At 71.8% G+C, this 4220-nt stretch carries 4 protein-coding genes; all 4 read right to left on the reverse strand.

The genetic code is table 11. From position 1 onward, the window contains the following. A partial coding sequence (locus KBI44_20140) for a PAS domain S-box protein (protein ID MBP9146791.1) occupies positions 1 to 476 on the reverse strand: 476 nt, incomplete at its 3' end. A gap of 38 nt (positions 477 to 514) precedes the next feature. Continuing rightward, a complete protein-coding gene (locus tag KBI44_20145) occupies positions 515 to 1108 on the reverse strand; it encodes a CoA pyrophosphatase (GenBank protein MBP9146792.1) in 594 nt (197 codons plus the stop codon). Beyond that, positions 1105 to 2769 carry a hypothetical protein gene (locus KBI44_20150; protein ID MBP9146793.1) on the reverse strand — a complete coding sequence of 555 codons (1665 nt, stop codon included), beginning with the start codon at positions 2767 to 2769 and terminating at the stop codon, positions 1105 to 1107. Before KBI44_20150 ends, KBI44_20145 begins: the two co-directional genes overlap by 4 nt. Beyond that, positions 2760 to 4220, reverse strand: a 1461-nt coding sequence (locus KBI44_20155) for a glycosyltransferase family 4 protein (protein MBP9146794.1), incomplete at its 5' end; no start/stop codon positions are given. The genes KBI44_20150 and KBI44_20155, both read right to left, overlap by 10 nt.

Here is a 4220-nt window from a genome sequence, read left to right on the forward strand (position 1 = left end):
GGGTTCACCCAGACGATACGCCCCGTGGCGTCGGTGATGACGATGCCGTTGGCGGCGGAGTGCAGCGCAGTCGCCTGGATCCGCAGGGCGTCGGGGTTCTCGGCGCGACCGCGAAGGTCGCGCAGGGCGGCAGCGGCGAGCCGGTGCCCACCGACCTCGATCGGACTGAGGGAGATGTCGACCGGAATCTCGCGCCCGTCGGCATGGCGCGCAGCGAGCGAGAAGCCCAATCCCATGGGCCGCGGGCGGGCGTGCCGGAAGTACTCGGCCCGGAGCGTCCCGTGCCGCGGATACCGCTCCGGAACGAGGATCTCCAACGGCCGTCCCCGAAGCGTGCTGGCCTCGTACCCGAGGAGCTGCTCGCAGGCCGCGTTCGCCAGCACGATCCGGCCGTCCGCATCCACCACGACGATCGCGTCGGCAGAGGCCTCGAACAGCACACCCGACAGCTCGGAGGTATCGATTTTCGTGGCCATGATGAGCTCAGCGCGAGACGGTACCACGCGCGGGGCCGTCAGGGCTCGAGCTCATAGCTGCTCGAGATGCCGACGCGCTCGAGCAGATTCTGCAGGATGCGGGCGGTGACGCCCCAGATGAGGAAGCGGCCGACATGGTAGATGCGCAGCGTCCGGCGCTGGCCGTTGATCAGCACCTCGCGGTCCTCGATGAGCTTCGGATTCGCGAGCTCCCCCAACGGCGCGGCGAAGGTCTCGTCGATCTCCGCCGGGTTCGGCTTGAGCTCGAACGGAAAAGGGATCGCGCCGACGCAAGGGACGATGCGGAAGCCGGACGGCGTCGCGACCTCGTCGAGCTCGCCGAGCCGCAAGACCTGCTTCGGCGGCAGCCCGACCTCTTCGTCGGCTTCGCGCAGCGCGGCTCCCCACGAGTCCTCTCCCACCTCCATGCCCCCGCCCGGGAAGGCGACCTGGCCACGGTGATGCGGCAGGCTGTCGGTGCGCTTGGTGAGCAGAGTCCAGAGCATCCCGGCATCGACGTAGAGCGGCACCAGCACCGCCGCCTGGCGGGCCTCTCCCGGCGCCAGGCGTCGTGGCGCGGGCGCCTCCAGGCGGCCGCGCATTTCGAGTATCCAGGGCAGCGTCGCGCTCAAGGTTCTCCATCCTCCGGCCCCGCCACGCGCGCCAGACCCAGGTCGAATGTCACCGGATCTGCCGACCCTGCCGGGCCCTGCTTGCCGATCCTACCCGTCTCCGGGAGTTCCAGCCGGAGGAAGTAGATCGCGACCGGCGCGCGGCTCCACCAGAGCGGATGCCGCCGTTGGGGCTTTCCCAGGGAGATGTCGAAGGCGACCTCGCCGCTCGGCCGGAAGGTCGTGGTGCCGGTCGAGCCTCCCTCGACCGCCAGCGCCGCCGGGGCGTTGGCGCTGAAGTCGAGCCGGACGGAGGCGAGAGAGCGGTCGCTCTCGACCAGCACCACCGCCCGCGAAGCGTCCAGGGCGAGTCGCCCGCCGGCGGGTCGAAGGGTGGGTCCGGTGCCGCGCAAGCGCACCCCGGCCCGCGCGAGCTCGGCGCTCCCGGGGAGGTCGCGGAGCGACGTTTCGAACGGCAGCCGTTCACGCAGGCGCGACGTCAACGGTTCGAGCGCGGCCGGTGCCCGGGTGCCGTCTGCGAGCGGAGCGATCCAGAAGGGCGCCAGGAACGGCACTACCGCGAGCGCGACGAGGAGCGCCGCGCGCAGGTGCAAGCCCGATCCGGCGCAGAACAGGAGAGCGCCGTAGAGCGGAAGGAACCAGGGGTTGCCCACTGCGGAGAGATCTCCGGCCCAGTCGAACGGCGCCATGAGCAACTGCGCGAACGCCGCCACCGCGACGACGAGCGGCAGATATCGCCGTCCGCCGGGCTTCAGCGGCGAGAGCAGCAGCGCCAGAAGCGGCAGGAATCCGACCACGAGTCCGGCATGCCGCCCGATGGCGAGGTAGAGCGCATTCCATCCCAGCAGCGCCGGATGAAAGAACGCCGCGGGCGCCTCCCAGGGGGCACCTTGCGCGGCCACGACGAAACCGATCGGCAGCAGCAGAGGCACCGCGAAGAGCGCCCCTGCCCAGACCCTGCTGCCGCGCTTTCCCGTTGGCGGGAGATCGAACAGCATCGGAATCGCGATCAGGGCGTAGGCGGGATGACGCACGGCCGCGGCGCCGACCAGAAGGCCGGCGATCGGCCAGACCCAGAGCGCCGGGCGCTTCTCGACGTCACCGCCGTAGATCTGGTCCGCTCCGCGATCGAGGATGGCCGGCGGCTCGCGGCCCCAGACCAGGGCGCCGGCGATGACGACGGCGGCGAAAACGAGAAGCTCGCTCTGCCACCGGAAGACCGAAGTGAAGGCGACCGAGCCGAAGAAGAAGAGGGCGATCCACAACGGCGCGGCGGCGCCCAGCGAGGCGCGCAGCGCCCAGCTCCCGGCGACCGCCGCCAGCACCAGCGCGAGGGCGTTGACCAGAAAGGGGCCGCTCTCGCCAGCCACAACGAGCGCCAGACTCCACACCCGGGTCGCGAGGTAGGGCGCCTCCAGCCTGCCGCCGTGCGGGTCGGTGCGCACGCCGCGCGGCGTCTCGCCGAAGGCGGCGCGAAAACGCGCCGTATCGGCGTCGACGAACAGCTCGTCGCGGTCGAGAGCCAGACTGTGCGCCGCGAGCCAGTTCGTGGTCTCGCCTCCCGGCGCGGGCATGCGCTCCCGCGCAGCGGTCGCCGCGAGCCAGGTGGTCGCGGCGAGCAGCAGGGCGAGCAGCAGCCAACTGGCGGATTTCAGACCCATCGGTCCCACTCCCAGGCGCCGAGCGGCCGGTGCCCCTCCACGATCTGCAGCGTCGGCTTGATCAGCAGCCGGGCGGCTGCCTCCGGGCGCCGCAACTCGAGGACGAAGCGGCGCGACGCTCCCGGTTCGAGCGCTTCGGGAAGCGACAGCCAGCGCCGTCCGCGATAGAGGTCGCGGCCCTCCGACAGGAACTGGACCTCGAAGATCACGCCGCCCGGCAGGGCGTGGCTCGGCAGCCAGCGGACGCGGCTGTCGTTCACCACATCGACCTCGAGCTTGCGGCGCTCGCCGGGGGGCCAGTTCTCGCTGCCGTGAACGACGATCCGGCCGGGCACGCGCCCCTGCACTGCCGTGCTGCGCGGCCCCGGGTGCGGTGGACGTTCGGGGAGCGGCTGCAGCTCGGCGAGCTCCGCAATCGCCGCGACCATCTCGTCCGCGGCGCGTTCGGGGGCATGGTGCTCGGCCACGAAGCGGCGCGCCGCCTCTCCCATCCGTTCGAGCCCGGCCCGGTCGGCGAGCTGGCGCGCGAGCGCCCGTGCGAGCTTCTCCATCTCGCCCTCTCCGGGCGGAATGTGCAGCGCGATCTCGTCGGGCAGATCGCCGAAGTCGGCGTAGTCCGACACCACCACCGGCCGCCCCACGGCGAGGATGCGCAGCAGCGAGGCCGAGGTTTCGCCGGCCGTCGGATAGCGCAGGTTGAGGCACAGGTCGGTCGCCGAGATCGCAGCGTCGAGCTGCTCGAACGGCAGGTAGCCGGTGACGTGCACGCGCTCCGCGACGCCCAGCTCGGCGGCGAGCGCCGCATAGTTCGAGTACGGCGAGAGCTCGCCGGCGATGAGCAGGTGCACGTTTTCGAGGCCGGGAGAGGCGAGGGCGCGGATCGCCACGTCGGTGCGCTTGATCGGGGTCTGGAAGCCGAACGAGCCGAGGAGCAACGCCGCGGGCGGTATGCGCCACTGGGACCGGAACGCGAGGCCGACATCGCGGCGCGCCGGGGCCGGCAGCGGAATTCCCATCGAGACGACGCGCACGGCGAGCTCCGGATCCTCCTCGCGCAGCACCGAGGCTGCCCACTGTCCGTGCACCAGCACACCACGCTGGCGGCGCAGGAGGGTCCGGTTCGCCGGCAGGAAGAACTGGGCGGCGCGTCCGAAAGCGCCCCACCGCACCGGCCGCGCCGCGGCATCGCCGACCCAGCCGTGGTCGCGCTCGAGTGCCGCGCGATAGGGCTCGAACTCGCCCTTCCCCACCGTCCGGTCGAGCAGGAAATGGTGCAGCACGAGGTCATGGAGAACGAGCACGCCCGGGCGCTCCATGGCGAGCTCCCAGACGGCCGCATGGTAGTGGTTGTTCCCCATCTGGTAGAGCGGCAGACGACCGTCTTCGCCGGCGCGAGCGGCCTCGACCGGGTGGAAGCGCGCCGCGATCTCGGGGTCGAGCGGCAGGTCGGG

The sequence above is a fragment of the Thermoanaerobaculia bacterium genome, assembly GCA_018057705.1.
Taxonomy (GTDB): Bacteria; Acidobacteriota; Thermoanaerobaculia; order Multivoradales; family JAGPDF01; genus JAGPDF01.